Here is a 26399-nt window from a genome sequence, read left to right as displayed (position 1 = left end):
TGGGTATGCCGGATGTCAAACACTTCGACGAAGCGGACGTGCTGGCCGCGGTCGAGCAGCTGTTCTGGCGGCGCGGGAGCGCGGCGACCGGGATCCAGGACGTGGTCGCCGCGACCGGGCTGAGCCGGTCGAGCCTGTACAACGCGTTCGGCGGCAAGGACGCCCTCTACGCCGCGGCGGCCCGCCGGTACCTGGAGCACCGGTCCCGCCCCATGTTCGACCAGCTCGCCGCGGACGGTCGCGGGCTGGCCGCGGTCCGCGCGTTCTTCGAGAAGCTGCTGCGGCTACGGCTCTCGGGGGAGTACGCCGGCTGGGGCTGCATGATGGCGAACGCGAACACCGAGAGCCCGCCGGACGCCGTACGGACGGTGCTGTCCGAGCATCACGCCGTACTGCGCGACTCGCTGGCCACCGCGCTGAACGTTGCGCAGGGCAACGGCGAACTGCGGCCGGGGACCGAGGTGGAGGACGCGGCGGAGTTGCTGACGCTGCTCGCCTACGCGATCAACCTGCGGTCGCGGTCCGGGGCGACCCGGGCCCAGCTCAAGGCCGCCGTGAGTGCCGCACTGACCGCGCTCGCGGCCTAGTCGGTCCAGACCCGGGGATCGGGCCCCTTCGGGACGATGCCGGTCGGGTTGATGGTGTCGTGCGTGACGTAGTAGTGCCGCTTGATCTGGTCGAAGTCGACGGTCTCGCCGAAGCCCGGCTGCTGGTAGAGGCGGCGCGCGTACGCCCACAAGTTCGGGAACTCAGTCAGTTTCTGACGGTTGCACTTGAAGTGGCCGTGGTACACCGCGTCGAAGCGGACCAGTGTCGTGAACAGCCGGACGTCCACCTCGCGCAGCGTGTCACCGAGCAGGTACGGACGGTCCCGCAGCCGCTCCTCGAGTACGTCGAGCCGCGCGAACAGCACGTCGTACGCCGCCTCGTACGCCTCCTGGCTGGTCGCGAAACCGCAGCGGTAGACGCCGTTGTTCACGTCCCGGTAGATCTCCTCGATCAACTGGTCCATCTCGGCGCGGTCGTCCGGGATCAGCCGCGGCGCATCGGGCCGGTGGAAGTCGACCCACTCCGTGGAGAGATCGAGCGTGATCTGCGGGTAGTCGTTCGTGACCACCTCGCCGGACAGCGTGTCGACGATCGCCGGCACCGTCACGCGGCCGTCGTACGCCGGATCGGTGCGCAGGTACGCCTCGGAGAGGAACGCGATGCCGAGCACCGGGTCGCGGCCGTCCGGGTCCAGGGTGAACCGCCAGCCGCGCTCGTCCCGGACCGGATCCACGATCGCCAGGCCGATCGCGTCCTCCAGACCGAGCAGCCGGCGGACGATCACCGACCGGTGTGCCCATGGGCAAGCCAGGCTGACGACCAGCCGGTATCGGCCCGGCTCGACCGGCCAGCGGCCCTGGTCGTCCGGTCCTTCGCCGGGCGCGGACGTCGACTCCCGGCTGATCCGGCCGGTGAACCTGTTGCCCTGCCGCTTCCACTCGCCGGTCTTCGACGTCTCCTGTGCGAACTGTGCCGGGGTCATAACGCTAAAACTACCCTCGCTGGCAATTGGCTGAGCCTGTGGAACGTCACTGGCCGTGAAGTGGCAGCGGACGTTACAGTCGGACTGACATGGTCGGCCGGGACAACGTCGTCGCGGGCGGCCTGCGCGGTACGACACACCGCGGCCCGCGTTCCCCGGCAACCGGTTTGCCGGGCAGAGTCTCAGGGATACTTGACCTCATGGCCCGCCCACGGAACAACCCCGGTGATCTCGCCGAGCTCCCCACCGAGCTCCGCACCGATCGCCCGAAGGGTGACCAGATCCGCGAGATTCTGGAGAACCTCACCCGCTCGCTGGCCGTCGGCACCGTGCTGCCGTCCGAGCGCGTCCTGGCCGAACGCTTCGGCGTCGCCCGGATGACCGTCCGGCAGGAGGTCGACCGCGTCGTGGCCGAAGGCCTGGCCAACCGCCGCCCCGGCGGCGGCACCTTCGTCGCCGAACCGCGCCCGTCCCGGATGCTCGCGTCCTCGTTCAGCCAGGACATGACCAACCGCGGCATCCGCCCCGGCGCCAAGGTCCTCGAACACCGCGTCGGCGCCGCCGATGAACACCTCGCCCGCGAGCTCGAGGAGCCGGTCGGTACGCCGGTCCTGCACCTGGTCCGCCTCCGCACCGCCGACGGCGACCCGATGGCGATCGAACGCACCACGCTCTCCCTGCACCGCTACCCCGGCCTGGACGAGATCGACTTCACCGAGAAGTCCCTCTACACCGAACTCTCCACCCGGTACGGCGTCACCCTCGGCATGGTCTCCGCCTCCATCGTCGCCGCCCCACCCGAACCCGCCGACGCCGAACTCCTCGAGATCGACAGTTCCACCCCCTGCCTGATCATCACCTCGGCCCCCCGCACCGCCACCGACCAGGTGATCGAATTCGGCATCTCCATCTACCGCTCCGACCGCTACGACATCACCGTCGCCTACCGCGCCACCTGAGCTGTGGCGGGGTAGTAGCCCCCCGCGCGCTACGCAGTCGCTCCGGTCGCTCCGGTCGCTCCGCGCCCGCCACGCGCGCTCGCTCCCGCGCCCGCCACGCGCGCTCGCTCCCGCGCCCGCCACGCGCGCTCGCTCCCGCGCCCGCCACGCGCGCTCGCTCCCGCGCCCGCCACGCGGGCTCCCACCCGCCCCGGGCTGCCGCCCCGGGCTGCCGCCCGGAATCCACTTCCGGCCAGCGCGGGGAGTTGTCGGCTGCCGCCGACGAGTTGCTCGCGTGCGACTGCTAGAAGGAGCACGTCGCAAGCCGGCGCGTGGATGAGTGGCGCGGGCACCAACCGCACCGTCCACCACCGAGCCGATGCGACTCGGCCCGTACTGCTGCCGCCACTTCGACGGCCGGCGACTGATCCTCCTACGATCCTGCGCCACCACAGGACGTTCACGGTCGCGCCACCAGGAAGGACAACCTCCCAGGACATCACCAGCCGCGATCCGTGGCCGCGGCGGGCATACCACCAGTCGCCACTCACCACGCTCGGGTTGTCGGAGGGCGCCGACGTAAGCCTTCGCACGCGAGCGCCAAGGAGCAACTCGTCGGCGGCAGCCGACAAGAACCGGGCGCCAGCCCGGCGGCGGGTGGGAGCGCGCGAAGCAGGTGGGGGAGGGAGCGTAGCGACCGGAGCACCTGCGGAGCACGCGGGGGCTGACCACATCCGCCCGGTTCACCACATCCGCCCGGTTCACCACCAGGTCCTACACGTTCAGGCTGCGGAGGACGTTGGGGGGTTGGCCTCGGGTGGTCAGGCGGGTTACTACCTCTACGGTGAGGGCTTGGAGGAGGAGGGCTCCTACGGCGGTTGAGGTGGCGCCGGTGGGTTCTGGGGTGCCGGGGACGGTGATGAGGGCGTCGCCGGGGGTGCCGCAGTTGTCGATGACGGCGTCGGCGGTTTCGAAGAGGCGTTGGCCGTTGGGGGCTCGGGAGGTGATCGCGGTCGAGTGCGCCAGGGAGGTCAGAGCGATCACCTTCACGCCGCGGGCGCGGGCGCCGAGGGCGAACTCGACCGGTACGGCGTTGCGGCCGGAGTTCGACGCGATCAGGAGGACGTCGCCCGGTGCGAGCGGGTTGATCTCGAGGAGGACCCCGGCCAGGCCGGGGAGGCGTTCCAGGAGGGAGCTTTTCTGGAGGCCCTCGTGGAGCATCAGGCCGGGCTCGAGGATGGCGCGGACGTCGGCGAGGCCGCCGGCGCGACCGTACAGTTCCTCGGCCAGCGTGTGGCTGTGCCCGGTGCCGAACACCCAGAACGTCCGGCCGTCCGCGAGCGCGTCGGCGACCAGCTCCGCCGCCACCCGGATCGCCCCCAGTTGCGTCTCGGCCGCCCGGTGCGCGATCGCCAACGCCTTGTCCAAGTACTCCTCGGCCCCAGCCATGTCCCGAACCTATCGTCCGTACGCCGGACCCCGCGAGGCCCCCGTCTAGACCAGTACGCCGTACGCCTCGCGGTGCCGTGACGGGTGGTCTACCTCGTCGACGAGCGCGACCGCGAAGTCGGCGTACGAGATCCGTGCGCCGGCGTCGGCCGGGCCGGCCCGGTAGCTGCCCCGCGGGGAGAGGTCCGAGAAGTCACCGGCCGGGGCGAGCGAGACCCAGTCGAGGTCCGACGCCGCGAACACGTCCAGCGCGGCCTGGTGCGCGAGGAAGAACGATCGGTACTTCCGCGGGTACCCGTCGGTGTCCATCAGCAAGGTCTCGTCCGCGGTCGGCAGGATCGACGCCAGCCCGACCCACACCAACCGCCGTACTCCCGCCTTCCCCAACCCCTTCACCAACGCCCGCGCCGACCGCGGGAAGAAGCCGTCCCCGGCGCCATACACCCCGGCGATCACCGCATCCCGACCAGCGGCCAACTCCGCGATCCGCTCCGAGTCCAGCACATCCCCGGCTGCCGCCTCGTCGCCCCCGCCACGCGCGACACCGAGTACGTCGTGCCCGCGACCTCGCGCCTCCGCAACCGCCGCCGAACCGGCCCGGCCTCGGGCGCCAACTACCAGAATCTTGCTCACCGCAACCTCCTCAAGGAATGGGTACGGCGACCGTAGAAGGAGGGGTGGTTACCGATTGGATACCTTGGAAGACATGGTTGCCCTGCGCGCGGACATGTTCGAGGAGATCTGCCCGTCGACCGTGCTGCCGTTCCGGATCGGCGGCGACAAGTGGGCCGCTCTGGTACTGGCGTGCCTCGAGGGCGGTCCGCGCCGCTATTCCGAGCTCCGGATCCCGCTCGCCCGCGTCAGCCCGAAGGTTCTGACCCAGTCGTTGCGTGCGCTCGAACATGACGGTTTCATCACCAGGACGGTCGACGAGCGCCGGGTAACGTACGAGCTCACCCTGCTCGGCCGCAGCCTGCTCGGACCGCTACGGCAGCTGTGCGACTGGGCCGAGGAGCACTGGGACGAGCTCCTGGATGCGCGCGAATCGTAGGCATGGCCAATAGATCGCCGGTTGCGAACCGTTGACGACCTAGACTGCGCGGGTGGATGAGCAGACGCCGAGCGCCCTGACCCAATTGCCGAGCTGGTTGCTGACGCAGAGTGCGGCCCAGGCACACCGGATCGTCACCGAGTCGTTCGCCGCCGGAGGTGCGCGGGCGTACCACTTCCGCCTGCTCGCGACGCTGGTGGAGTTCGGTCCCGCCAGTCAGGCGGAGCTCGGGCGACGCAGTTCGATCGACCGCAGCGATGTGGTTGCCGCGCTCAACGAGCTGGAGGCGGAGGGGTACGTCGAGCGCAGCCCGGACCCGGCCGACGGCCGCCGGAACATCATCACGATCACCACCGCCGGCAAGCGGCACCAGCGGCGGCTGACCAACCTGGTCGGCAAGGCGCAGGAGGAGATCTTCGCCCCGCTCTCGGCCACCGACCGGAACAAGCTGAGCACGATCCTCGGCAAGCTCCTCACGTACCACCAGGAGTAGCGCTCAGGCGACCGGCAGCTGGGCCCGGAGGGCGGCCTGGGTCCGGCGGACCCGGAGCTCGCGCGCGTGCACGCGGCGCCGGGCGGCGCGGGAGATCTTCCGCGGTTCGTCGGTGACGGCGGGCGGTTGCATGGTCGGCCGGGTTGGGTTCACATCAAGTCCGATGCAGGATTCGCCCGTTTGGTTCCGTCGTACGCCGAATTGACCCGATCGCCGCCCTACTCTGCGCGCATGCCGACGCCGAGGCTGGTCGCGATCGCGCTGGTCCTGGCCGTCCTGGCGGGCTGCCAGGCGAAGGTCGACGCGAAGTACCCGGGGGCCCTGGCTGCCTGCGACCTGCTCACGCGGGACCAGGCGATCCGGGCGACGGACGTCGGCGCGAAGCTGAGTACGGCGCAGGCAAAGGAGTCGCACGTCATTGTTCCGTACAAGTACTGCGTCTGGTCCTACAAGCAGCCCCGCGCCCACTGGTACTCGGCGTACGCGCAGGGTCCGATCGAGCGGCGGCTCAAGATCTCTGTCAGCGTCCACACCGCGAAGCAGCACGGCGCGACGGGCGCGATCGCGGAGTACGACGGCCAGCGGGGCAGCATGGTTGCAAACCACGCAACGGTGGGCGACGTGCCGGGGATCGGTGAGGAGGCGTTCCTCGCGACCGACGACTTCCAGGGGCTGGTGACGTCGCGGGTCTGGTTCCGGCGGTCGAACGCGGTCGTGGAGGTCGAGCTGTGGGGCACCGACTGCTGCGTTCAGAAGACCGTCGAGACCCAGATGCAGGCTGCGAACCGGCGGCGACTGCTGCTCGCGGCGGCAACCGCCGCCGACCGGACTTTGCAGGGCCGCTGAGCCCGGGAACCGTCCTGTTCGGCGCAGATTCGGAGCGGCTGGGCGATACCCCGGTTCCTTGCAAGGGGTTGCATTGGTAGAAAGGTAGCCGGGCGCGCGGCCGCGCCGAAGCCAGCGAGGAGGAGTCGTCGACGTGACGGATCAAGAACCACCGCAGTCCGAGGCACTGTCGAACCTGATGCACGAGGAGCGTCGGTTCGAGCCGCCGGCCGAGCTCGCCGCCAACGCGAACCTGAAAGCGGACGCCTACGAGAAGGCGGCGGCGGACTTCGAGGGGTTCTGGGCGGAGCAGGCCAAGCGGTTGACCTGGGCCACCAAGCCGACCGAGGTGCTGGACTGGAGCAACCCGCCGTTCGCGAAGTGGTACGCCGACGGCAAGCTGAACGCGGCGTACAACTGCGTCGACCGGCACGTCGAGAACGGTCTCGGCGACAAGATCGCGTACTACTTCGAGGGTGAGCCCGGTGACACCCGCGAGATCACCTATGCGCAGCTCAAGGACGAGGTCAGCAAGGCGGCCAACGCGCTGCTCGAGCTCGGCGTGAAGGCCGGCGAGATCGTCGCGATCTACATGCCGATGATTCCCGAGACGGTCGTGGCGATGCTCGCCTGCGCCCGGATCGGCGCACCGCACACGGTGATCTTCGGCGGCTTCTCGTCGGACGCGTTGAAGGGCCGGATCGAGGACTGCGACGCGCGCGTGGTGATCACCTCGGACGGCGGGTACCGGCGGGGCGCCGCTTCGGCGCTGAAGCCCGCGGTCGACGCCGCGCTGGTGGACTACCCGAAGGTGCGCAACGTGCTGGTGGTGAAGCGCACCGGGCAGGAGACCGCCATGGTCGAGGGGCGCGACCTGTGGTGGGACGACTTCGTCGGCAAGCAGTCGACCGAGCACACGCCGGAGGCGTTCGACGCCGAGCACCCGCTGTACGTGATGTACACCTCGGGCAGCACGGGCAAGCCGAAGGGCATCCTGCACACCACGGGCGGCTACCTGGTCGGTACGTCGTACACGCAGTGGGGTGTGTTCGACCTCAAGGCGGACACCGACGTGTACTGGACCGCGGCCGACATCGGCTGGGTCACCGGGCACAGCTACATCGTGTACGGCGCGCTCGCGAACGCGACCACCTCCGTGATGTACGAAGGCACCCCGGACACCCCGCACCAGGGGCGCTGGTGGGAGATCGTCCAGAAGTACAAGGTGTCGATCCTGTACTGCGCTCCGACGGCGATCCGCACCTTCATGAAGTGGGGCGCCGACATCCCGGCGAAGTTCGACCTGTCCTCGCTGCGGGTGATCGGGTCGGTCGGCGAGCCGATCAACCCGGAGGCGTACGTCTGGTACCGCGAGCACATCGGCGGGGACAAGGCGCCGGTCGTCGACACCTGGTGGCAGACCGAGACCGGGATGCACATGATCTCCCCGCTGCCGGGCGTCACCGCCGGCAAGCCCGGCGCCGCGATGAAGGCGATCCCGGGTGTGGCGGTCGACGTGGTGGACGACGCGGGCAACCCGGTGCCGGACGGGTCCGGCGGGTACCTGGTCATCACCAAGCCGTGGCCGGCGATGCTGCGCACACTCTGGGGTGACGACCAGCGGTTCGTCGACACGTACTGGTCGCGCTGGCCGGGCGTGTACTTCGCGGGCGACGGTGCGAAGAAGGACGAGGACGGCGATCTGTGGCTGCTCGGCCGGGTGGACGACGTGATGAACGTGTCCGGGCACCGGCTGTCGACGACCGAGATCGAGTCCGCGCTGGTCTCGCACCCGAAGGTCGCCGAGGCGGCGGTCGTTGGCGCGTCCGACCCGACCACCGGTCAGGCGATCGCGGCGTTCGTGATCCTTCGCTCGGAGGCCGGCGACGGCGGTCCGGACGTGGTGCAGGAACTGCGCAACCACGTCGCGAAGGAGATCGGCCCGATCGCGAAGCCGCGGCAGATCATGGTCGTCTCGGAGCTCCCGAAGACCCGCTCCGGCAAGATCATGCGCCGCCTCCTCCGCGACGTCGCCGAGAACCGCGAGGTCGGCGACGTCACCACCCTCGCCGACTCCACCGTCATGGACCTGATCAAGACCAACCTGGACTCCGGCAAGTCCGACGAGGACTGACAGCACCGCGCACACCCCCGGTGCCCGGGAAACCCCGGGCACCGGACATCCCGCGGACCGCCATCCCGGCGTCCCCCCGCGAGTCGTGGCGTTCGGTTCTCGCCCTCATCGCCGAGTCGTGGATCGGGGCGGGTATTCGCCGCCGATTCTTACGACTCGGCGGAGCCGTCGAGCAACGAGGGGAGTTGGGCGAGGGTGGTGACGGGCTCGGGTGGGAAGGGGTGGGCGGGGCCGATCGGGCCTTCCTCCGGGCCGCGGAGGTAGCGGTGGACGAACTGCTGGGTGGCCGTGAGGGTGTCGGCGCACTGGGCCGGCGTGATCTTGCCTTCCCGTAGGGCCTCGGCCAGCTCGTCCAGGTCCAGGACCTGGTACCGCTGGGCCGCCGGCGGTATCAGCAGATCGACGTACATGTCGTGCACGACCAGCCCGCGTTCGGCGTACTCGATCTCCACGAGGTCGACGTACCACCAACCTTCCATCACCCCTTCGAAGACCGCCGGCCTGGTGAGCTGTACGCCTTCCCCGACGAGCAGGTAGCTGCGGTCGACGGTCGGCCGCCCGGCGACTTGGTACTGCGGCAGGATCCGCACGTCGTAGGCGACGATGTTCCCGAGTTGCCGGCCGTGGCACCACTGGCTCGTTCGGTGGAGGACCTGGACGTCGGTCATGCGGGGCGTGCCCGGAGGATGATGATGCCGACGTACTTGGACAGCCACGCCTGCTTGTGCGGGTAGCGCGCCTTCTTCTCCTCGGACAGTTGTGGCTCGAGGATTTCCTCGACCCGGAAGCCGTTGCCGGTCAGTGCGTTGTGGATGGTCGAGAACGTGTCGGTGGTGTGCGTGACGGTGATCTCCGGGTTCCACAGCGACGGGTACGAGTACGGCCCGACCGCGTGGTACGCGTCCCCGATCCCGACCCCGTCGCGCTCGGAGCGCTCGACGGCGTACCGGATCGGGTGGGCCATCGAGACCACCAGTACGCCGTCCTCCGTCATCAGCGAGCGCACCGTGCGGAGTGTCCGGGCGCGGTCGCGCGCGTAGGCGAGGGTCTGGAGGAACAGGACCACGTCGAACCGGCGGCCCTTCAAGGCGTCGAGTTCGTCCAAACACGACAGGTCGGCCCTGTGAAAAGCGACCTCGGCCGGCCCTGCCAGGAACTCGGCGCCGATGTCCACCCCGACGGCCGACGCGGCGCCGTGGTCCGTGACGAGTTCGATCGCCTTCTGGCCGTTGCCGCAGCCGACGTCCAGGATCGTCCGGCCCTCGACGGAGCCGATCATCGACCGCTGGGCGTCCCACTCCATCAGCCGGTCGAGCGAGTCCTCCCGCGATCGGCGTTGCTCGTAGTCGGTGGTCAACGTCTGCCACGGGTCCATGGCCGCGAGGCTACCGGGTGGTGGACTGGGGTGGGACTACCTTCTGGGGGTGACTATGGCGATCCTGGCGGTGGTGCATGCGGGGTTGGCGGCGGCGTGGGTGGGTGGGATGGCTTACTCGTTGTTCGTGGTGCAGCCGAAGGTGAAGAAGTACTTCGGGGCGGATCGCGAGGGGCGGGAGATGCTGACCGCGGTGATTGCCTCGGGCAACCGGTGGAAGGTGGTCGGGCTGGTGGCGGCGATCGCGGTGACCGGGGTGGGGATGCTGCTGATCGACCACGGCAACTGGCAGATCCACGCGGTCAAGGGGCTGCTGTTGCTGATCGCCACCGGGATCTTCTGGTACGTGTCCTGGCGGCACTGGCCGCAGCGGGTGTTCGCGACCGCGGCCGAGCTCCCCGTCCTGCAGCGCCGCCTGGTCAAGCTGGCGACGGCGATGCTCGGCCTCGCGGGGCTGGCGTTCGCGCTCGGGGTCGTCGCCACACACGTCTGAGAGTTTGATCACGGAATCGAGCGTTGTCGTCACTCTCTGCCAGAAATACATTGGAATGGAATGTATCTCTGGCAGAGGGGAGCGACCGGATGTGTGGCATCACCGGATGGGTGGCGTACCGGCAGGACCTCGAGGCGGAGCGGGCGGTCGTCGACGCGATGACCGAGACGATGTGTTGTCGCGGACCGGACGCGCGCGGCACCTGGTACGCCAGACATGTGGCGCTCGGCCACCGCAGGCTCGCGGTGATCGACCTGCCCGGCGGCGAACAGCCGATGACGACCGAGGTCGGGGACGTCACGCTCGGGATGGTCTACAGCGGTGAGGTCTACAACTACACCGAGCTGCGCGCCGAGCTCCGCCGCCGCGGCCACCCGTTCACGACCGACTCGGACACCGAGGTGGTACTGCGGGCGTACGCCGAATGGGGAACCGCGTTCGCGGAACGGCTGAACGGCATGTACGCGCTGGCGATCTGGGACCCGCGGACCGAGACCCTGGTGATGGTCCGCGACCGGATGGGCATCAAGCCGTTCTTCTACTACCCGACCGCCGACGGCGTGCTGTTCGGCTCCGAACCGAAGGCGATCCTCGCGAACCCCGCCGTACCGGCCGTGGTCGAGGTCGACGGACTGCGCGAGCTGCTCACCGTGTCGAAGACGCCCGGTGCCGCACTGTGGGCCGGGATGCACGAGGTCGAGCCGGGGACCGTCGTCACGGTCGACCGGAACGGCGTTCACACCAACGTGTACTGGCGTCTGGAGACCAGGCCGCACGTCGACGACCAGGACACCTCGGTCGCGCACGTCCGGGAACTTCTCGACGACATCACCCGCCGGCAGCTCGTGGCCGACGTACCGAAGTGTGTGCTGTTGTCCGGCGGCCTCGACTCGAGCGCGATCACCGCGCTCGCCGCCGGCCAGTTGGCCGAGGAAGGGCGGAAGGTCCGCAGTTTCGCGGTCGACTTCGTCGGCCAGGAGGAGAACTTCCGGCCCGACGAGCTCCGCGGTACGCCGGACACGCCGTACGTGCACGACGTCGCGGACCTGGTGCACTCGCAGCACTCGGACATCGTGCTGGACAACGCCGCGCTGACCGATCCGGAGATCCGCCGGAAGGTTGTCCGCGCCAACGATGCCCCGCTCGGCGGCGACATCTTCGGGTCGCTGTACCTGCTGTTCTCGGCGATCCGCGAGCAGTCGACGGTCGCGCTGTCCGGCGAGTCGGCCGACGAGGTGTTCGGCGGGTACCTGTGGTTCCACGATCCCGACGTACGGAACAAGCCGATCTTCCCGTGGATCGCGTACCTGGCGTCGCGGCGGAGTGGGAACCACGCGCACGTACTGCGGAAGGACGTGCTGAAGCAGCTCGATCTCGGCGGGCATCTGCGCGACCGGTACGCCGAGGCGGTCCGCGAGGTCGAACGGCTGGACGGCGAGTCCGACGACGAGTGGGCGATGCGCAAGGTCTGCTACCTGCACCTGACCCGGATGGTGCGGATCCTGCTGGACCGCAAGGACCGGATGAGCATGGCGGTCGGGCTCGAGGTCTGCGTCCCGCTCTGCGACCACCGGCTCGTTGAATACGTATACAACACGCCGTGGTCGCTGAAGACGTTCGACGGCCACGAGAAGAGCCTGCTCCGGGCGGCGACCCAGGACGTGTTGCCGCAGTCGGTGGTGGACCGACGGAAGTCGCCGTACCCGCAGACGCAGGACCCGGCGTACGTCGCGACGCTGGCCGGGCAGGTCCGTGAACTCGTGGCGGAGCGGCATCCGGTCTTCGAACTGGTGGACCGCGACAGCGCGCTGCAACTGGCGACCGCGGCCGACGGCTCGGCCCGCCGGCTGCTGGAACAGACGCTGTCGCTGGCCACCTGGCTGGATCTCTACCGGCCGGAGATCACGTTGCCGCGGTAGGAGAAATTTGGACGACTGTGCCAGGATGGCGCTTCCCGACGGAGGTGATCGCGATGGCGCAGGAAGCATTGCAGCTGCTGGTCAGCATGCACCGGATCGTCCGGCACCTTCGCCGGAGCCGCACCACCACCCTGATGCACCCGACGCAGTTCCTGGCCCTGATGCTGATCGCGGACGAGCAGCCGATCCGGATCGGTGAGATCGCCGCCCGGGTGCCGTGTTCGCAGCCGACCGCGACCACCACGGTCGCGGGCCTGGAGGAGGCCGGCCTGGTCCGGCGCGAACCGGACCCGGTCGACGGCCGTGCGACCGCGGTCGTCCTCACCGACGCGGGCGCCGAGACCGTGGCGGCGTCCGGGCAACAGGCGGCAGACGAACTCGCGAAGGTCCTCAGCCGCCTCGACGAAGCCGACCGCACGCTCGTCCTCCAAGCCGGTGCCGTGCTCGCCCGGGTGACCGACGACCTCTAACGCAGCCCCGGTACGACGCTGACGGTGTACGGCGGCGTACCGGGCGCAACGTCGAGCTGGCTGTTCACCCACAGCAGCCGGCCGCGGTCGCGGGCGATCGTGGTCGGCGTGGCACCCGCCGCGCCCGGGCTCGAGTCCGCGATCAGCGTCGCGGTCGTGAAGTCGTCGTTCAGCTGCGCGAACCTCGTCACGTACTTCCCGGCGCCGGCGTTGTAGACGGCGTACAGGCGGTGTCCTTCGAGCAGGTAGCCGTCGCCGGAGAGGATGCCGTTCGGGACGTTCACGACGCTGACCTGCTTGGTCCGCAGGTCGACGCGGTACGTGACGTCCTGGCCCTGCTCGCCGATCAGCAGCACCTTGCCGTTGGTGACGATGCCGTTCAGGAAGTACGGCGTCGGCTGGATCCGGTCGCGGGTGATCCACGGTTCGAGCTCGCCGAGTCCGGCGGCGGTGAGCGGCGCGCGCCAGAGCTGGTTGTGCGCGGAGTCCGTCACGTACACGGCGTCGCCCGCGATCGTGAAGTCGTTGAGGAACGAGCCGTCGGCCGCCTTGCGTACGGCGAGCAGCCGGCCGTGGGCGTCGTACAGGAAGAGCTTCGAGGTGCTCGCGCCCGCGATCAGGACCCGGCCCCAGCGGTCCACGTGGATGCCGGTGGCCGACGTACGGCCGTCGCTGCCGGGCGCGAGGAACGGGGTGAGGTGCGACGTGCGGGTGTCGCCGCGGTACACGGCGCCGCTGCCGACGCTGGTCACGTACATCGTGCCGCCCGGCGTCACCGCGATCCCTTCGAGGGTGTCGCCGGGAGTCGTGGACACGACGTACTCCGTCGGCCGGTGGACTGTCGTCGCGCCGGCGGCCGGGGCGGTCAGGAGCAGGAGGACGGTGAGGAGCGCGAGACGTTTCATCCGGCCAGCGTCCGAGGGTACGGCGCGGCGCCGCGACCGGATTCGGTCTGAACCGAAGGGGTCTGTCGCGCGGTCCTCGCGGCGTCCACAATCGGGGGATGATCAGGGTCCACTTCACCGCGGCGGACCTCGGCCGGATCACGTTCCCGGTCGAGCCGCACCCGCTGTGGGAGGCCGCGCTCGCGGCCCGGGCCCTGGGGGACCGGTCGATGACTCCGGCGGTACGGCGCTGGCGGCGGTCGGCGGCGCCGCGGGTGCGGGGGTCGATGCGCCCGCTGTTCAAGCTGATCTCGCCGACCGGGATGTTTCCGGACTTCCTCACCCCGGAGGTGCCGGGGCAGGGGCTGGACTCGTCCGTCGACGTGTTGATGGACACGCCGGCGGACGTCATCCGGGAGGAGCTGGAGCCGTACCTGCCGCCGGACATCGACCGCTATCTGCGCGGGTTGCTGGCGGGACGGGCCGGATCGCGGCGGGCACTGGGGATCGCCGTCCGGGAGTTCCACCAGCAGGTGCTCGCGCCCACGTCGGGGGAGCTGCAGCGGCGGTACGGCGCCGACCTCGGGATCCGGTCGCAGGCCTTACTGCACGGCGGGATCGACGCGCTGCTGTCGTCGCTGCACCCCGACGTCGAATGGAACAGCCCGGTGCTGACGACATACGGCCACACCGACGGCCCGCCCGCGGACATCCACCTCGACGGCCGCGGGCTGGAGCTCTACCCGTCCCCGCTGACCACCACCTGCCTCGCGCTGGACACCCCCGGCCTCCGCCCCGTCCTCGTCTACCCCTGCACCGACCTGACCGACTCCGACGAGGACACCACCACCGCCGACCCCCTCGCCGACCTCCTCGGCCGCACCCGAGCCGCCGTACTCCGCTCCCTGATCCACCCCGCCACCACCACCCAACTCTCCCACCGGGTAGGCATCTCCCTCGCCTCCACCTCCGACCACACCCGAATCCTCCGAGCCGCCGGCCTCATCACCACCCACCGAACCCAAGGCACCGCCCTCCACACCCTCACCCCAGCCGCCCGCCCACTACTGGCGGGCGAATCCCGAGGCATCCCAGGGCAGATCGGATAGGGGCCGCCGCAGGGAACGGCCCCTAGCAGGGGATCAGTTGCGGTGGAGGGTGAAGGTTGTGGTGGTGTTCTGGATGTCGGTGGTGTTGTTGGTGAGGGTCAGGTTGGTGAGGGTCAGGTTGGTGAAGGTGGCCTCGCCGGTGGCGGGGCCTTGGCCGGGTTCGGGGAGTTCGTTGGCCCAGATGGCGAAGCCGGACTTGGCGTCGAAGGCGTCGCCGGACTTGTGGGCGCCGGTGATGGTGGTGTTGGTGAAGACCGTGTCGGCGACCGGGAACTGTGGACTGCCGTTGACGTAGTTGGTCTGGAACATGATCCCGGAGTACGTCGGGTCGACGATGTCGAGGTCGGACACCCGGATGCCCTGGAAGATCTTCGACGCCGAGAAGACCCACACCGCACCGAACGCCTGGTTGCCCCAGAAGTGGCCGCCGGAGCGGACCACGGAGACGTTCTGGAACTGCGTCGGCGGGGTCGCGCCGAAGCCGTTCATCGGGATGCCGAAGTCCAGCGAGCTGATCGTGATCCCGGGGTACGTCAGCATGTCCGCGGCGTACAGGTTCCGGAAGACGTTGTTCGTCCCGCCGTACACCGCGAACCCGGCGGCCCGCCAGGTCAGCGTCGCGGACAGGTTCTCGAAGACGTTGTCCCGCACCTCGCCGCCGCCGTTGTCGGTGGCGTTGAACAGCGCGAAGCTGTCGTCACCGGTCGACCGCGCCTCGTTGTTGCTGACGGTGTTCCCGGCCGACCCGTTCGTCATGTTGATGCCGTCGGCGAACGTGTCCCGGATCCGCGAGTTCCTGATCGTCGACGTGTCGGTGTTCGAACCCCAGTACAGGCAGACCATGTGCTCGACCCAGACGTTGTCGATGGTCATGTTCGCGGTGTTCGAGAAGTCGAACACCTTCCCCGGCCCGTCGATCCGCGACGTGTAGTTGCCGAAGTACGCGAACCCGCTGAACGTCGACCCGTTCGCCGACGCCTCGGACCGGAACCCGATGTCGGTGTTGTCCTGCGTGTCCGGCGCGTGGAACCGGGTGAACCACGGCCCGGCCCCGACCACCTTGACCGCCTTCCCGTACACCTGGAACTTCGACGACGTCTGGTAGTCGCCCGGCGGCAGGTACACGCCCTGCAGCGAGCTGTCCTGCCGCACCTGGTCGAGCGCGTTCTGCACGTCCTGCTGCGTGAACCCGCTCGGCGTCACGAACCCCGCACCGGGATTCGGGACCACCACCGCCGCCTCGGTGTCGACGAAGTCGATCGAGTACGTCGTACCGTTGGCCGGATCCTTCTGCAGCCGGATCTTCGTCCCGGCCGGGTACGTCTGGTCCAGCATCAGGTTCGCTTCGTCGTAGATGTGCCGCGCCGGCCCCGACCCGGGCGAGTTGTTCGGCGACGCCTCCGCGCCGTACAGCCAGGCGTACTTCGAGGTGAGCGGCAACGTCTTGGCGAAGGCCCCGTTGACGTAGACGCTGAGCGTCGACGACTGCCCGCCGCCGCCCGCGGAGTCCGGGATCGAGAACCGGGTGACCAGCGTGTTCGTCGCGGCCCGGGTGGTGAACTCGACGTACGCGCCGTTGCTGTTCAATGTCACCGCGCGCCGCCCGGACGCCTCGCCGGCCAGGTCGCCGATCGTCCGGTTCGGGCCGATGACGGTCGCGCCGCCGCCGACCGCGGCGTCCTCCGCCTCGAGGTGGTCGTACGGCATGCTCGCGCCGCGCCCGACGAAGAACGGCCGCTCGCTGGTGTTGTTGGTCCGTTTCACCGGCAACTCGTTGGCGTCGTCCGCCAGTACGACGCGCACCGTGTAGCGCCCGTTCGCCGCCGTCCAGTTGCCCAGGGCAACAGCAGGCGTGGTCGCGCCGGCCGCGATCGAACCGTTGTACGAACCGGTCAGCGTGGTCACCACGGACGACCCGTTCAGCACCGTCAGCGTGATCCCGTGCGTACCGGACGCCGACGCGACACTGCCCTGGTTCTTCAACGAAACCGAGAAGGACACCGAGTTTCCCGCGGACGGATTGCCCGGCGCCCAGTTCACCGCGGCGGCGACGAGATCCGAGCTGGCCACCGGCGTCACCACCAGTGGTCCAGGGGCGTTCGCGGTGTTGTTCCCGTCGTTCTGCTCGATCACCGTGTTGGCCTCGTCGACCTTCGCGCTCAGGGTGTACGAGCCCGCGTCCCGGGTCCCGATCGACGCGCTGACGGTCGTCGACGCGCCGGCGGCCAGCGCGCCGACGGCCGCCGTACCGACCTTGGTGTCGCCGAGGTAGAAGTTCACGTCGGTCGCGCCTGAGCCGGCCGTACCGCCGTTGTGCACCGTCGCCCGCACCGTGATCGGGTCGGTCTCGACCGGCGCCGTCGGTGTCCAGGAAACGCCGGAAAGCGTCAGATCCGGATTGGGCGCCGGTACGCCGAGCACCTGCAGCTCGGCCACCTGACCCGCGGGCGCACCGGTGTTCCCGGTGAAGTTCAGCCGTACGTCGGCCACCCGCGCGCTGACCGGGATCGTCACCGTGTTCCCGCTCGCCGGATCGAACGAGTAGTTGGCCGATGCAACGATCGTCGTGAAGTCGGAAGCGCTCTGCTCGCGCCCGAGGATCGAGAACGTCTGCATCCGTGCGCCCCACGCCGGATCCGGGTTCAGCCGGACGACGACCGAGCTGACGTCCACGTTCGCACCGAGCTGCGTCGTCAACGTCGCCGGGTTCGCGTTCCCCTCCCAGTACGTCGTGACGTCGTCGTCGTTCGCGTTCGCCGGTATGTAGGTGAACGTGTATCCGGACGCGGTGATCGGCTTGTGCAGCGCGAGGTTGCTGCTCGGTCCGCCGCTGCCGTTCCGCGTCACGGTGTTGCTGTTCGGCGATTGGTTGCCCGCGGCATCCTTCGCACGCACGTAGTACGTCACCGAGACGTTGGCCGGCTGGTTGTCCGTGTAGGTCAGCCCGGTCACGCTGGTGCGCAGCTGCCCGTTCGCGTAGACGTCGTACCCGGTGACGCCGACGTTGTCGGTCGACGCGTTCCAGGTGAGCTTGATCTGCCCGGCGCCGGGCTCGGTGAAGGCCAGGCCGCCCGGGGCGGTGGGAGCCTGGGTGTCACCGGTGGCCGGCCCGTAGACCTCGAGTTCGGACAGCTGACCCGCGGGCCAGCCGGTGTTGGCCGTGATCCGGACCCGGACGTACCGGGTGGTCGCCGTACCGTAGTCGACCGTCACGGTGTTGCCCGGCGGGCTGAAGGTGCGGGCCGCGGACGCCGAGAGGTTGGTGAAGTTCTGTCCGTCGGTGCTGCCCTGGATCGTGAGGGTCTCGTCCCGGGCGCCCCAGTTGGTGGTCGGGAGCTTGAGTACGACCTGGTCGGTGGGGACCGATGATCCGAGGTCGACCTGCACCCACTGCGGGAACGCGTTGTTCGCGCTCTCCCAGTAGCTGCTCTGGTTGCCGTCGGTCACGTTCGACGCGACGTAGTTCTGCGTGCTGCTGCTGGCCGAGGCACGAGACCTCTCCTGATGGGGCGGACAGAGAAGAGTTCAAAACTTTCGCCGACTTGCTAATTTCTTGCGCGGCGCGTGGCTCATTGTTACGGCAGGCTAACGTGCGTCAACGGCTCACGACAAAGGGCCGGCTCGCACAGTGCGAGCCGGCCCTGAGGGGGTACTGCGTCAGTGCTTGGTGGCACCCTCCGCGCCCGCGCCGGTGAACGCGCGGACCGTGAGCTCGGCGTACCGCTGCTCGCTCGACTTGTCCTTGCCGAGGTACGTCCCGAGCACGCCGAACAGGAAGCCCAGCGGGATCGACACGATGCCCGGGTTGGAGAGCGGGAACCAGTGGAAGTCCGCGCCGGTGATCATCGACTTCTCGCCGTTGCCGGACACCACCGGCGAGAAGATCACCAGCACCACCGCGGAGATCAGGCCGCCGTAGATGCTCCACACCGCGCCCGAGGTGTTGAACCGCTTCCAGAACAGGTTGAACAGCAGCGCCGGCAGGTTCGCCGAGGCCGCGACCGCGAACGCCAGCGCGACCAGGAACGCGATGTTCAGCTTCTGCGCCGGGATCGCCAGTGCGATCGCCACCGCGCCGATCCCGACCGCGGCGAACCGCGCGACCCGCAGCTCCTGCTTCTCGCTCGGCTTCTCCTTCGCGATGACGTTCGCGTAGAGGTCGTGCGCGAACGACGACGCCGACGTCAGCGTCAGCCCCGCGACCACCGCGAGGATCGTCGCGAACGCGACCGCCGCGATCAGCGCCAGCAGGATCGACCCGCCGAGCGACCCGGCGCCACCACCGACCGACTCGGCCAGCAGCGGCGAGGCGACGTTGCCCTTCGACTCCGCGACCGCCGAGCCCTTGGCGGTGTTCAGCAGCGCCGCGGCGCCGAACCCGAGCGCCAGCGTCATCAGGTAGAAGACGCCGATCAGGCCGATCGCCCACTGCACCGAGCGCCGCGCGGAGCGGGAGTCCGGCACCGTGTAGAAGCGGATCAGGATGTGCGGGAGGCCCGCCGTACCGAGGACCAGCGCGAGGCCGAGCGACAGGAAGTCGATCTGGCCGGTGAAGTCCTTGCCGTACAGCAGGCCCGGCTGCAGGAACGATTCGCCGTGGCCGGACTTGGCCGCCGCCGAGCCGAGCAGCGTCGAGAGGTTGAAGTGGAACTTGAGCAGCACCAGGAACGTGATCACGACGGTGCCGGCCATCAGCAGCACGGCCTTCACGATCTGCACCCAGGTGGTGCCCTTCATGCCGCCGATCGTCACGTAGACGATCATCAGCGCGCCGACCAGGACGATCACCGCGGCCTTCAGGCCCTCGCTCTTCACGCCGAGCAGCAGCCCGACGAGCGAGCCCGCGCCGACCATCTGGGCGAGCAGGTAGAAGATCGACACCACGATCGTCGACGTCGCGGCCGCGGTCCGGACCGGCTTCTGCTTCATCCGGAACGCGAGCTGGTCGGCCATCGTGAAGCGGCCCGAGTTCCGCAGCAGCTCGGCGACCAGCAGCAGGGCGACCAGCCAGGCCACCAGGAAGCCGATCGAGTACAGGAAGCCGTCGTACCCGTAGAGGGCGATCTGGCCGGAGATGCCGAGGAACGACGCCGCGGACATGTAGTCGCCCGCGACCGCGAGGCCGTTCTGCGCGCCGCTGAACGAGCGGCCGCCGGCGTAGTAGTCGGCCGCGGTCTTGTTCTGCCGGGACGCCCACCAGGTGATGTACAGCGTCACGGCAACGACCGCGGTGAACAGCGAGATGGTCAGTGCCCGGTTGCCGGGCTCCGTCGCGAGTGGGACGAGCAAGGCGTTCACCGGCGACGCTCCCTCTTGTACTTGGCGTTCAGCCCGTGGGCCAGCGGGTCGAGCTTCCGGTTCGCGAACCGGCCGTACAGAGCGGCGATCACGAACGTCGACACGAACTGCAGGAGGCCGAAGATCAGCGCCACGTTCACATGGCCGACGACCTTGTAGCTCATGAAGCCACGGGCCCAGTTGTTGCAGGCGACGTACGCGAGATACCACGCCATGAAGGCGATCGTCCACGGTACGACGAAGTTCTTGTAGCGCCGTTTCAGCTCGGTGAAGTCGGCCGCGTCGTGGACCGCTTCGTACGCGCGGGCGTCCCGCTCGCGCACCATCTCTTCGTCCATGAGTTCCCCTTCACTGGACCGAACAGGTGCACGTTAGCGGCTTCAGAGGTGCGGCGCCACGGGACCGCTGATCGTACGGCGGTAGTTCGCGAACTCGCTCGGGTGCGCCCGGAAGCAGTCGGTGAAGTACGGCATCCGCAGCGGCTCCGGCGGCCGGGCGGTGTGTTCGTAGATCAGGTTGACCTGCTCCAGCACCTGCTCGCGCCGGGACTCCTTGAGTACGGCGACCCGCGAGTGCGACTGGGCCAGCTGCCGCAGGCCGCCGCGGTCCAGGTCGTGCCAGTGCCGGAACCGGGCCTGCTCGATCATCGAGAACAGGTTCGACCCCTCGAGGATCGGCATCGGCTCGAACCGGTCGCTGCCCCCGAACCCGTCGCCTTGGATGACTTGGTGGATGCGGCGTACCCACGGCACCACGGTGTCCGGGTTGTTCCAGAGCAGGCCGAGTACGCCGTTCGGCCGCAGCACCCGGGCGATCTCCGGCAGCGCCCGGGCGGTGTCGAACCAGTGGAAGGCCTGCCCGACGATCACCGCGTCCACCGACGCGTGCGCGAGCGGGATCGACTCGGCCGCGCCGGCCATCGTGTCGACCCCGGGGCGCCGGCGGCAGACCTCGAGCATCTCCGGCGACGGGTCGACCGCGATCACGTGGTGCCCGAGCGCGGCGGCCACCGCGGACAGCTTGCCGGTCCCGGCGCCCAGGTCGAGCACCTGCAGCCCGCGGCCCGGGCCGAGGATCCAGGTCAGCGCCTCGAACGGGAACGTCGGCCGGCCCGCGTCGTACGCGGCCGCGACGGCGCCGAAGGACCTGGCACGCGCCGCGTTCACGCCGTGGTCGGCGCCCCCGGCCGGATCGTTGGTGGTCATCACGGCAATTCTGCCGTAGCCGAGGGCATGAAACCTGCTACTCGCCGAGTTTCTTCTGTTCGATGTGCGCGTTCAGGGTGGCCAGCTCCGGGTGCTCGTCCAGGATCCTGACCAGGTCGGCGCAGCCGAGGTGGGACGCGTCGAAGTCCTCGATCAGGGCGTCGAGCAACTTCCAGTCGTCCGCGGTGTCCAGCGTCAGCCGGTACTGCGACCCGCCGCCGGACCACGGGAGGTTCAAGAGCCGCATCTCGCCCGACCGGTTCTGGTGCAGGTACGACGTGACGTGCTCGCGGTCCGCCTTGAGCGTGGCCTTCCGCTCCGCGTCGTACAGCCGGGCCGCGGAGAAGATCTCGAAGTCCATGCCGCGCGGGTAGGTCCGCTCCAGGCAGTTCGAGATGTAGAGGTCGAGGTCGTTCTCGGCGCGCCAGCGATCGACGCCCGCGGCAACGATCTCCGGATCGATCAGCGGGCAGTCCGAGGTGACCCGGACGATGCCGTCCAGGTCGTGCTCGCGGGCCGCACCCGCGAACCGGCTCAGTACGTCGTCCTCGCTGCCGCGGAACACCGCGAAGCCGTCCTCGTCGCACATTTGGACGACCAGGTTGTCGTTGAAGTTCGTGGTGGTCGCGACGATCACCGGCAGACCGGTGCGGCTCAGCCGGTCCAGGTGGTGTTCGAGGTACGAACGGCCGGCCACGGTCAGCAGGACCTTGGCCGGCAGGCGGGTGCTCGTCACGCGAACCTGCGTGATGATCCCGATCTTCAGCTGTTCCATCGGAACATCTCCCGGATTTCTGCGGGTCCGGCGACGTGGTCGACGCCCAGTTCGGTGTCGGTGAACTCGCGTGCGACGTCGGCCGGTACGTACGGCTGGTCCATCTCCGGCCACAGCCGCTTGATCCGCGCCTGACCGCCGAACGACGGGTGCTCGTTCTCCAGCACCATGGGATCACCGTAGACCCCGGCCCGCAGGCCGAGCGAGCCGCCGTACAGAACGGCGGAACTGAGCCGGTTCGACGCGACCCGCTCGTGCTTGCGGAGTTCGCGGAGCTGGTTGAGCAGGAACTTCGCGTTGGTACGCCGCCAGTGCAGGCCGCGGTAGCCGTGCGTGATCACCCGGAATCCGGCGTCCCGGTAGACGTTGCGGATCGCCGGTTTGCCGTACTCGTTCCAGTACAGGCAGACGGTCACCGGGCCGGTCTCGTGCTCGTTGATCGAGGCAACGATCCGGCCGTGGTCGCCGAGCACGTGCTGGCCCTCCCAGCCGTGGAACGGGTAGAAGATGGTGCCCTTGGCCCGTTTGTCCGGGGTGGCGAGGTCCGGGTGGGTCTTCAGCAGGTACAGCCAGACGGAGCCGATCACCGAGTAGCTGCGCAGGCCGAGCGCGTGGCCGCGGCGCCGGACGCTGTCGGACCAGACGAACTTCGGCATCCCGGGCGCGAAGTTCGTGCCGTACGCGAACCCGTCGAGGATGTTCCAGCCGTGTTGCAGGTAGCCCCAGATGCGGGGTGGCTTCGACAGGCCGGCGTACGTCGCCATGATGTTGGCGTGCCCGTAGAAGTGGTTGGCGTGGTGCATCAGCGGCGTACCTTCTTCAGCACGCGCTTGAGGCGGCGGCGGATGACGCGGGCCGGGTTCAGCACCGCATGGCCCACGCGGTACGGGCGGGAACGGCGGATGCCGGAGGCGGTTCCTTCGAAGAGGATGGCGCGGGCGCTGGCGTCGGCGAGCTCTTCGGCCAGGCGCGCGACGGTCTGAAGTTGCTCGGCGCTGCCGCGCGGCCGGATCACCTCGTCCGGCGTGAACTCCGGCTCCGGCACGGTGATGCCGGCCATCGCCGCCAGCCGTCCCGTCAACTGATGCGCATCCGCCGCGGCCGGCCACGGCACGCGACCGCCGCCTTCCAGCACCCGGGTGGCGAACCGCCGCAGGTGCTCGACGACATCCAGCTCCTGCGGCTCCCCGAACAACCGATAGGAGCCCCCGTCAACAATCACGTTGTCCGGCGACCCAGCACCCCCTGCACCCAACCAAGCCACATACTGCGGCACCACCCGCCGCAACTCCGCCTGATCATCACATCGCAGCGCCATCAGCAGATGCTCTTCCAACAAGACACCTTCGCCCTCAGGCACGACCCCCACCGGAAGAACCGCCGGCGTCTCCGCCCCCACCACGAAGTACCAAGCTGGCGCCAACTCGAACGCGACCCCCGCCTCGGCCGCGTCCAGCACCACCCGGTACGGATCCATCAGCACCGGCCCTTCGTTGCGCGAAGCAACAGCCCGCGCCGCGACCACCGCCGCCAACCCGTCCACCTCGGTCAAGGCCACATCGGCCTGCACCAACGAGGGGAACACCGCGAACGTCTGCTCAACCTGCAGACCCGCACCCGCAACCGCCACCGTCACCCGCTTGAGCCCGGCAGGCGCCCGGTCTCCGGCCTCGCGCCCCCAGTCCTCGTCCCGCGGCAACGCCGCCGAGATATCCGGCTGCACCAACCGCTCGAACCCGAACCCGTTGGCCGCCCCCAACAACAAGATCCCCTCAGGCCTGAGCAGCCCACTGAGCCGCGCCAGACAATCCCCCCAACCGAACCCGCCGCTGTCGGGCCCCACCAACCGCTCAAGCCCGTCCAACGCCACGACCACGTCGTACCCGCCACCAGCACCGCCCACAGCACCTGCGGCGCTCGCACCAGGCACCCCACCACCCATCCCGCGCCTGGTCCCCGCCGTTTCCTCGACCGCGAAGCGGTCGAGGGAGCCGCAGAAGACCTGCCCCTTGGTGGTGTCGAGGAGTTCGGCGAGTTCTTCGGCGTCGGGCGCCGAGCGGACCAGCAGGTCGACCAACGTGACCTGCGAGGCGACGTACTCGACCACCTCGGCGGCGTGCGGACCGGCGAGCAGGACGTTGGCGTCGGGCGTCAGGGTGGCGGCCAGGAGTGCTTGGGCTGCGGCTCCGGCGGCCGCGGGACGGGCGTCGCCGGGGTGCAGGTCCGACCAGTTGAGCATCTCTCCGCCGACCAGGTTCGATCGGGTCACAGTCGTCACGCTATCCAACCAAGTTCAGAAGGGTCTCGATCACCCGGTCGACGTCGCCGTCGGTGAGGTCCGGGTAGAGGGGGAGGGACAGTTCCTCGGCGTAGAACCGTTCGGCGTTCGGGCAGAGGCCGCGCCGGTAGCCCTGGCGCGCGAAGACCGGGTGCCAGTACACGGGGATGTAGTTGACCTGTACGCCGATCCCGGCCGCGCGCATCCGTTCGAAGAGCTCCCGCCGGCGCCCGCCGAGGACGCGGAGCGGGTACAGGTGCCACATCGGGTCGACGTCCGCGCCCTGGACCGGCGTACGCAGACCGTCCACCCCGGCGAAGGCCGCGTTGTAGCGGGCGGTGATCTCCGCCCGGCGGCGCTTGAACTCCGCGAGCCGCCGGAGCTGGGACAGGCCGAGCGCCGCGCCGAGGTCGGTGAGGCGGTAGTTCACACCGTACTCGTGGACCTCCTGGTGCCACGGGCCCTCGTCGGTGAGCTCGAAGCGGGACGGGTCGCGGACGAGCCCGATGAAGTGGAACTCGTGGGCGCGCTGGGCGATCTCGGGGTCCTTGCAGACGACGGCGCCGCCCTCGCCGGTGGTCAGGTTCTTCGTGGGGAAGAAGGACATCGTGGTGACGTCGGCGAGGTCGCCGACGGGGCGGCCGTACGCCGAACCGCCGACGGAATGGGCTGCGTCGGCGAGGGTTTTCGCGCCGACCCGGTCGGCCAGGGACTGGAGGGCCGGGTAGTCGGCGGATTGGCCGGCGTAGTCGACCGCGGTGATGACCCTGCACCGTTCGGTGAGTGCGGCGTCCACAGCCGAGGGGTCCAGCAGGCCGGTTTCGTAGTCGATGTCGGCGAAGATGATCCGGGCGCCGAGGAGGGCGGCGCAGGAGGCGGTGGCTACGAACGTCATGGGGGTGGTGACGACCTCGTCGCCGGGGCCGAGGCCGAGGGCGGCGTACGCGATGTGCAGCGCGGCCGTGCCCGACGTACAGCTGACGGCCCGGTGGCCGCCGGACAGTTCGGAGATCGCGGTCTCGAACGCCGTGACCGCCGGTCCGGTGGTCAGCCAGTCGCCGCGCAGGACCGCGGTGACCGCCGCGATGTCCTCCTCGGAGATCGACTGGCGCCCGTACGGCAGCACGGTCACGCGTCGCTTTCGAGGATCTTGCGGATCTCCTCGATCGAGTACCACTGGTCGTTCGTGTCGGACGCGTAGTGGAAACCGTCCGGGAGCGGGAGGCCGTCGGCGGGCGGCTGGTAGCCCCAGGTGGCGAGGTCCGGCTGCAGCACGAACCGGTTGCCGAGGGACACCGCGCGGCGGCCTTCCTCGGGGCTGATCATCTCCTCGTGCAGCTTCTCGCCGGGGCGCAGGCCGACGTCGTGCATCGCCGCGCCGGGCGCGATCGCCGCGGCCAGGTCGGTGACCTTCATCGACGGGATCCGCGGCACGTACAGCTCGCCGCCGGTCATCTGGTCGAACGTGTCGACGACGAACTCGACCGCCTGCGGCAGCGTGATCAGGAAGCGGGTGCAGCGCAGGTCGGTGATCGGCAGCGACTGCCCGGCCGCGTGCAGCGCGCGGAACTTCGGGATGATCGAGCCCCGGCTGCCCATCACGTTGCCGTACCGCACGACGCTGAAGCGGGTGTCGTACGCCGCCGCGTAGTGGTTGCCGTTGATGAACAGCTTGTCCGCGGTCAGCTTGGTCGCGCCGTACAGGTTGATCGGGCTGGACGCCTTGTCGGTCGACAGCGCCACGACCCGCTTCACGCCGCTGTCGATGGCCGCCTCGATGATGTTCTGCGAGCCGATCACATTGGTCTGCACGAACTCCCACGGGTTGTACTCACCGCTGTCGACCTGCTTCAGCGCGGCCGCGTGCACGACGTAGTCGACCCGGTGCATCGCCCGCAGCAGCCGGGCGCGGTCCCGGATGTCGCCGAGGAAGAACCGCAGCCGCGGGTCGTCGCCGAACGACTGCCGGACCTCCCACTGCTTCAGCTCGTCGCGGCTGAACACGATGATCCGCCGCGGATCCAGCTGCTCGAGCGCATGCCGTACGAACGTCCGGCCGAAGGACCCGGTACCGCCGGTGACCAGGATGTCGGAGCCGGTAAGGATTGACACGCGAGCGGGACCCCTTCTGACGGACAGTTCCGAACTGCGCACACGCGGTGCGGACCTCGA

Annotated in this window: 26 protein-coding genes and 1 pseudogene; 10 read left to right on the top strand and 17 right to left on the bottom strand. The window is 69.4% G+C overall.

The window, feature by feature from the left end; all coding sequences use genetic code 11:
• The first annotated feature begins 5 nt into the window (after positions 1-5).
• The gene (locus tag ACQHIV_RS27735) at positions 6-587 is read left to right on the top strand and encodes a TetR/AcrR family transcriptional regulator (RefSeq protein WP_427886538.1); all 582 of its coding nucleotides are present in this window, start codon (positions 6-8) and stop codon (positions 585-587) included.
• On the opposite strand, the gene ACQHIV_RS27730 is transcribed toward ACQHIV_RS27735, so the two are convergent.
• Complete coding sequence (locus tag ACQHIV_RS27730; RefSeq protein WP_427886537.1) at positions 584-1531, bottom strand: glutathione S-transferase family protein; 948 nt, start codon at positions 1529-1531, stop codon at positions 584-586. The two genes, ACQHIV_RS27735 and ACQHIV_RS27730, sit on opposite strands and share 4 nt — an antisense overlap.
• A 200-nt stretch (positions 1532-1731) precedes the next feature.
• Between ACQHIV_RS27730 and ACQHIV_RS27725 the strand changes: the two genes are divergently transcribed.
• Positions 1732-2490 (top strand): GntR family transcriptional regulator, encoded by a 759-nt coding sequence (locus ACQHIV_RS27725; protein ID WP_427886535.1) that lies wholly within the window; start codon positions 1732-1734, stop codon positions 2488-2490.
• 753 nt (positions 2491-3243) lie between these two features.
• Here ACQHIV_RS27725 and ACQHIV_RS27720 read toward each other — a convergent pair.
• Positions 3244-3918 (bottom strand): sugar isomerase domain-containing protein, encoded by a 675-nt coding sequence (locus ACQHIV_RS27720; RefSeq protein ID WP_427886533.1) that lies wholly within the window; start codon positions 3916-3918, stop codon positions 3244-3246.
• A gap of 45 nt (positions 3919-3963) precedes the next feature.
• Complete coding sequence (locus ACQHIV_RS27715) at positions 3964-4551, bottom strand: NAD(P)-dependent oxidoreductase (protein ID WP_427886531.1); 588 nt, start codon at positions 4549-4551, stop codon at positions 3964-3966.
• Between the two features lie 73 nt (positions 4552-4624).
• Between ACQHIV_RS27715 and ACQHIV_RS27710 the strand changes: the two genes are divergently transcribed.
• Positions 4625-4969, top strand: a complete 345-nt coding sequence (locus tag ACQHIV_RS27710; RefSeq protein WP_427886529.1) for a winged helix-turn-helix transcriptional regulator — start codon at positions 4625-4627, stop codon at positions 4967-4969.
• 52 nt (positions 4970-5021) lie between these two features.
• Positions 5022-5462 (top strand): MarR family winged helix-turn-helix transcriptional regulator, encoded by a 441-nt coding sequence (locus ACQHIV_RS27705; protein ID WP_344189465.1) that lies wholly within the window; start codon positions 5022-5024, stop codon positions 5460-5462.
• Positions 5463-5465: 3 nt separating this feature from the next.
• Here ACQHIV_RS27705 and ACQHIV_RS27700 read toward each other — a convergent pair whose 3' ends face one another.
• Positions 5466-5615, bottom strand: a complete 150-nt coding sequence (locus ACQHIV_RS27700) for a hypothetical protein (RefSeq protein ID WP_427886527.1) — start codon at positions 5613-5615, stop codon at positions 5466-5468.
• 78 nt (positions 5616-5693) lie between these two features.
• On the opposite strand from ACQHIV_RS27700, the gene ACQHIV_RS27695 reads away from it, so the two are divergent.
• Together ACQHIV_RS27695 and acs are read left to right on the top strand one after the other, a co-directional pair.
• Positions 5694-6308: a hypothetical protein gene (locus ACQHIV_RS27695; protein WP_427886525.1), complete on the top strand. Its 615-nt coding sequence runs from the start codon at positions 5694-5696 to the stop codon at positions 6306-6308.
• Positions 6309-6486: 178 nt separating this feature from the next.
• Positions 6487-8421 carry an acetate--CoA ligase gene (gene acs, locus ACQHIV_RS27690; protein ID WP_427896574.1) on the top strand — a complete coding sequence of 645 codons (1935 nt, stop codon included), beginning with the start codon at positions 6487-6489 and terminating at the stop codon, positions 8419-8421.
• A gap of 149 nt (positions 8422-8570) precedes the next feature.
• Here acs and ACQHIV_RS27685 read toward each other — a convergent pair whose 3' ends face one another.
• Both ACQHIV_RS27685 and ACQHIV_RS27680 read right to left on the bottom strand, forming a co-directional pair.
• On the bottom strand, positions 8571-9089 hold the full coding sequence (locus ACQHIV_RS27685; RefSeq protein ID WP_427886523.1) for a DUF402 domain-containing protein: 519 nt from the start codon (positions 9087-9089) through the stop codon (positions 8571-8573).
• The gene (locus ACQHIV_RS27680) at positions 9086-9796 is read right to left on the bottom strand and encodes a class I SAM-dependent methyltransferase (RefSeq protein ID WP_427886521.1); all 711 of its coding nucleotides are present in this window, start codon (positions 9794-9796) and stop codon (positions 9086-9088) included. Before ACQHIV_RS27680 ends, ACQHIV_RS27685 begins: the two co-directional genes overlap by 4 nt.
• A gap of 55 nt (positions 9797-9851) precedes the next feature.
• Here ACQHIV_RS27680 and ACQHIV_RS27675 point away from each other — a divergent pair, with 55 nt between their 5' ends.
• The 3 genes from ACQHIV_RS27675 (at position 9852) to ACQHIV_RS27665 (ending at position 12678) form a co-directional block, all read left to right on the top strand.
• Positions 9852-10289 carry a hypothetical protein gene (locus tag ACQHIV_RS27675; RefSeq protein ID WP_427896572.1) on the top strand — a complete coding sequence of 146 codons (438 nt, stop codon included), beginning with the start codon at positions 9852-9854 and terminating at the stop codon, positions 10287-10289.
• Positions 10290-10378: 89 nt separating this feature from the next.
• The gene (asnB, locus tag ACQHIV_RS27670) at positions 10379-12208 is read left to right on the top strand and encodes an asparagine synthase (glutamine-hydrolyzing) (RefSeq protein WP_427886519.1); all 1830 of its coding nucleotides are present in this window, start codon (positions 10379-10381) and stop codon (positions 12206-12208) included.
• Between the two features lie 53 nt (positions 12209-12261).
• Positions 12262-12678 carry a MarR family winged helix-turn-helix transcriptional regulator gene (locus tag ACQHIV_RS27665; protein ID WP_427886517.1) on the top strand — a complete coding sequence of 139 codons (417 nt, stop codon included), beginning with the start codon at positions 12262-12264 and terminating at the stop codon, positions 12676-12678.
• Here the strand turns inward: ACQHIV_RS27665 and ACQHIV_RS27660 are convergent.
• On the bottom strand, positions 12675-13583 hold the full coding sequence (locus ACQHIV_RS27660) for a superoxide dismutase (protein ID WP_427886516.1): 909 nt from the start codon (positions 13581-13583) through the stop codon (positions 12675-12677). The two genes, ACQHIV_RS27665 and ACQHIV_RS27660, sit on opposite strands and share 4 nt — an antisense overlap.
• Positions 13584-13681: 98 nt before the next feature.
• Here ACQHIV_RS27660 and ACQHIV_RS27655 point away from each other — a divergent pair, with 98 nt between their 5' ends.
• On the top strand, positions 13682-14671 hold the full coding sequence (locus tag ACQHIV_RS27655; RefSeq protein WP_427886514.1) for a winged helix-turn-helix domain-containing protein: 990 nt from the start codon (positions 13682-13684) through the stop codon (positions 14669-14671).
• 33 nt (positions 14672-14704) lie between these two features.
• Here the strand turns inward: ACQHIV_RS27655 and ACQHIV_RS27650 are convergent, their stop codons facing one another.
• The 10 genes and pseudogenes from ACQHIV_RS27650 to pseB form a co-directional block, all read right to left on the bottom strand.
• Positions 14705-17092 (bottom strand): CARDB domain-containing protein, encoded by a 2388-nt coding sequence (locus tag ACQHIV_RS27650; protein ID WP_427896570.1) that lies wholly within the window; start codon positions 17090-17092, stop codon positions 14705-14707.
• A 15-nt stretch (positions 17093-17107) separates the two neighbouring features.
• Positions 17108-18148: pseudogene (locus ACQHIV_RS27645) on the bottom strand (discoidin domain-containing protein); the annotation flags it as partial.
• A gap of 180 nt (positions 18149-18328) precedes the next feature.
• Positions 18329-19969: a solute symporter family protein gene (locus tag ACQHIV_RS27640; protein ID WP_427886512.1), complete on the bottom strand. Its 1641-nt coding sequence runs from the start codon at positions 19967-19969 to the stop codon at positions 18329-18331.
• A complete protein-coding gene (locus ACQHIV_RS27635) occupies positions 19966-20307 on the bottom strand; it encodes a DUF485 domain-containing protein (protein WP_427886510.1) in 342 nt (113 codons plus the stop codon). Before ACQHIV_RS27635 ends, ACQHIV_RS27640 begins: the two co-directional genes overlap by 4 nt.
• Positions 20308-20349: 42 nt before the next feature.
• Positions 20350-21174 (bottom strand): class I SAM-dependent methyltransferase, encoded by an 825-nt coding sequence (locus tag ACQHIV_RS27630; RefSeq protein ID WP_427886508.1) that lies wholly within the window; start codon positions 21172-21174, stop codon positions 20350-20352.
• A gap of 37 nt (positions 21175-21211) precedes the next feature.
• Positions 21212-21949, bottom strand: coding sequence for a cytidylyltransferase domain-containing protein (locus ACQHIV_RS27625; RefSeq protein ID WP_427886506.1), 738 nt, complete (start codon positions 21947-21949; stop codon positions 21212-21214).
• A complete protein-coding gene (locus ACQHIV_RS27620; RefSeq protein ID WP_427886504.1) occupies positions 21937-22752 on the bottom strand; it encodes a hypothetical protein in 816 nt (271 codons plus the stop codon). Before ACQHIV_RS27620 ends, ACQHIV_RS27625 begins: the two co-directional genes overlap by 13 nt.
• Positions 22752-24218, bottom strand: a complete 1467-nt coding sequence (locus tag ACQHIV_RS27615; protein ID WP_427886503.1) for a hypothetical protein — start codon at positions 24216-24218, stop codon at positions 22752-22754. The genes ACQHIV_RS27620 and ACQHIV_RS27615 overlap by 1 nt, the downstream gene beginning before the upstream one ends.
• Positions 24219-24228: 10 nt before the next feature.
• Positions 24229-25359 carry a DegT/DnrJ/EryC1/StrS family aminotransferase gene (locus ACQHIV_RS27610; RefSeq protein WP_427886501.1) on the bottom strand — a complete coding sequence of 377 codons (1131 nt, stop codon included), beginning with the start codon at positions 25357-25359 and terminating at the stop codon, positions 24229-24231.
• Positions 25356-26339 (bottom strand): UDP-N-acetylglucosamine 4,6-dehydratase (inverting), encoded by a 984-nt coding sequence (pseB, locus tag ACQHIV_RS27605; protein ID WP_427886499.1) that lies wholly within the window; start codon positions 26337-26339, stop codon positions 25356-25358. Before pseB ends, ACQHIV_RS27610 begins: the two co-directional genes overlap by 4 nt.
• Positions 26340-26399: the final 60 nt, after the last annotated feature.

Source organism: Kribbella polygonati (assembly GCF_050320105.1).
In the GTDB taxonomy this organism is placed as follows: domain Bacteria; phylum Actinomycetota; class Actinomycetes; order Propionibacteriales; family Kribbellaceae; genus Kribbella.
The sequence above is the reverse complement of the archived record's forward strand: the minus strand, read 5'-3'. Positions and strand labels throughout refer to the sequence as shown.